Origin of the sequence: Klebsiella sp. K47, assembly GCF_051858335.1 — a bacterium.
In the GTDB taxonomy this organism is placed as follows: Bacteria; Pseudomonadota; Gammaproteobacteria; order Enterobacterales; family Enterobacteriaceae; genus Klebsiella; species Klebsiella pneumoniae.
The window spans coordinates 1-2,220 of record NZ_JBPYUI010000068.1; the positions used below are offsets into that span (position 1 = coordinate 1).

The following is a 2,220-nucleotide window of genomic DNA, read 5'->3' on the forward strand; positions in this document are numbered from 1 at the left end:
CGCCCTGCGCTCCGTAAACCGCAGATACCAGCTGAGCATTGAGGATATCGCCGCGAATATCGCCGATTGGGCTGATACGGTCGTACTCAGCCCACATCCTGAATTCGCCAACCGTCATGGTTTGTCGCAGTTCGCCCAGCGTGCGGCCCATCCGGAGCGCCAGCGCCATCAGGAACTGCATGCCAGGCATTTTTACTTTGCTTTAGCATCATCCGCGTCACGAATGAGATCAAGTGCCTGCTTCAACAGCCGGGAATGCACAGGGCCATAGATCGCTTCAACCTGTTCGGTGTCATCGACAGTAAAGACGGGCTGCAGGTCGGTATCCAGCAAAATATCGATGAAAAGCGTGACGTCGGCCCGCATCGTGCGGAAGGCTCGTTCTGAAGGGGTCAGTTCTGGTGCCTCCTGGGGCTCCTGCACTTCCGGTAGTTTGGGTGGTTCCGGGCTGGCAATGCCCTGCCAGCGAATCCAGGCTTCTGCTGATGGCTCACGAATGATGACTTTGGCGTTATCCCACTCCGGAACGGAGACTTCTTTTTTACGAAAGCCCGCCATCGGTGCCAGTGCCAGTGCTTTAAGACTCGGTTTTGACATTAATTTTATCGCCGGTCTCCCGGCGCTCCGTTAATTGATGGTGACGGTGCAATCAGAAGAAGTGATCACAGTGCCATCGGCATCAGTAACCACGCAGGAATAAACCCCGGCATCACCGGATACAGCGCTGGCTTTCGTAAACGTTGCGCTGGTCTGGCCGCTGACCGTCGAGGTGCCCTTTTTCCAGGCGTAGGTATAAGGTGCCGTACCGCCCTGGACGACCACGCCCATGGTCAGGGCGCTTCCTGCCGCGACCGTTTGGGACGCCGGAAGGTCAGTAGCAAACGACAGAACTCCTGGGGCGTTAATATTGGTGGGTTTACCTTTCAGACGCAGCGAGAACGTTGCAGCAACCACGCCATTGGTTTGAGAATCCCAGGTGTGCTGACGTACCTCAGCGCGCATCAGGAATCCATTACCAGACGGGAAAATAACCTTAAACCCATAAACCCCGTCGTTATCATATGCTTCACGAAGTGCATCCTGCGCCGGGTTGCGGTAGAAGTTACCGGAAAGTGACATTTCAGACGGAGCAGGAAGGCCGTTGATATTTTCCGTTTCATCGGAACAGAGCGTTGTCACGTCAATATCGTTTTTCTGACCAGCGGTAAAGCTTGCCTGTTTGATAGTGCAACTCAGGTTTAACCAGGTTGCGGTATCCAGCTCTGCCGCGGTGACCGGCACAGAGGTAATCATTACTACCGTTTTTTGGGCACGTTCAAATAGTGCTGACATCGCAGCCTCCATAAATGAAAAAACCGCCAGCGGCGGTCGGATTGGATTGGTTTTTGTCAGGCAATGACCGTTATTTCGAGGGTTGCCCGATGAAGATGGGTTGTCGTGTCGTAGCCAGGAATTTTTGTCACCTCGACAGGTGAAAGAACCTGCAGGCGAGCCAGGGCGTCCAGGCGTAACGCTCTGGCTTCGTCATTCGTTTCAGCCCATACATCAACCTGAATGCGCAGTGTCGACTCTGCCTGGCCGCAGAAAACATCCCCGGCAACATCAGTCGGTATCGAGAAAATGACATAGGGAGTGGAAACTGCAGGAAGTCCGTCGCTGCCTAGCGGCACCACATACGGATAAACCCGCCCGTCTGCCAGCGTCGACAGCAGGTCATAGAGATCATCCTCTGTCATTTTGATAACACCTCATCGATAGCCTGATTCATCCGCTGCATCGCCACCTGCGTAGCTTCTTCCATGCGGGTATCAAAAGCTGGGCGAACAAACGGATGTGCAGGCGCTGTAGATGTTCCCAACTCCACGAAGCGCCAGTAAAACGCATTCCGCTTGTTGCTGGCCTTCATTGTATTGTCGCTGTTCCCCGTTCGCGGGTTAACGCCACGAATATGCACCCCAGATGAAATTTCACCGCGACGGCGACTTTTCTGGGTGACGACAACAACGTTTTTCTTCAGTTTTCCGGATTTCTCAGGAGCGCGATCAATCACCTCCTCGCGGAGCAATTCGGCACCAGCACGGGTCGACTCCCGGAGAACTTTATTATTTTCGGCCTTGCTGAGCGTTTGCAGATCGCGGGCAATATCCTGCAACCCGGAAAAATCCAGATTCACATCAATCATTTTTCGGTCCCCTGTTTGCAGAGAATTTCCAGCCGGGT

At 53.9% G+C, this 2,220-nt stretch carries 5 protein-coding genes; all 5 read right to left on the reverse strand.

Annotated features, from left to right (window positions below; all coding sequences use genetic code 11):
• Window positions 1–190: phage tail assembly protein T (locus RRF55_RS27005; protein ID WP_117063702.1), on the reverse strand; the 190-nt coding region annotated here is incomplete at its 3' end.
• A 2-nt stretch (window positions 191–192) separates the two neighbouring features.
• On the reverse strand, window positions 193–597 hold the full coding sequence (locus RRF55_RS27010) for a phage tail assembly chaperone (RefSeq protein ID WP_065800654.1): 405 nt from the start codon (window positions 595–597) through the stop codon (window positions 193–195).
• A gap of 30 nt (window positions 598–627) precedes the next feature.
• Window positions 628–1,332: an immunoglobulin domain-containing protein gene (locus RRF55_RS27015; RefSeq protein WP_023341477.1), complete on the reverse strand. Its 705-nt coding sequence runs from the start codon at window positions 1,330–1,332 to the stop codon at window positions 628–630.
• Window positions 1,333–1,388: 56 nt separating this feature from the next.
• Window positions 1,389–1,736 carry a DUF3168 domain-containing protein gene (locus RRF55_RS27020; protein WP_016530186.1) on the reverse strand — a complete coding sequence of 116 codons (348 nt, stop codon included), beginning with the start codon at window positions 1,734–1,736 and terminating at the stop codon, window positions 1,389–1,391.
• Window positions 1,733–2,182 (reverse strand): HK97-gp10 family putative phage morphogenesis protein, encoded by a 450-nt coding sequence (locus RRF55_RS27025; protein WP_019705270.1) that lies wholly within the window; start codon window positions 2,180–2,182, stop codon window positions 1,733–1,735. The genes RRF55_RS27020 and RRF55_RS27025 overlap by 4 nt, the downstream gene beginning before the upstream one ends.
• Window positions 2,183–2,220: the final 38 nt, after the last annotated feature.

Bases quoted from the DNA above. Each gene is read 5' to 3' on its own strand.
- RRF55_RS27010 (WP_065800654.1), bottom strand. From the start codon at position 597: ATGTCAAAACCGAGTCTTAAAGCACTGGCACTGGCACCGATGGCGGGC.
- RRF55_RS27015 (WP_023341477.1), bottom strand. From the start codon at position 1,332: ATGTCAGCACTATTTGAACGTGCCCAAAAAACGGTAGTAATGATTACC.
- RRF55_RS27020 (WP_016530186.1), bottom strand. From the start codon at position 1,736: ATGACAGAGGATGATCTCTATGACCTGCTGTCGACGCTGGCAGACGGG.
- RRF55_RS27025 (WP_019705270.1), bottom strand. From the start codon at position 2,182: ATGATTGATGTGAATCTGGATTTTTCCGGGTTGCAGGATATTGCCCGC.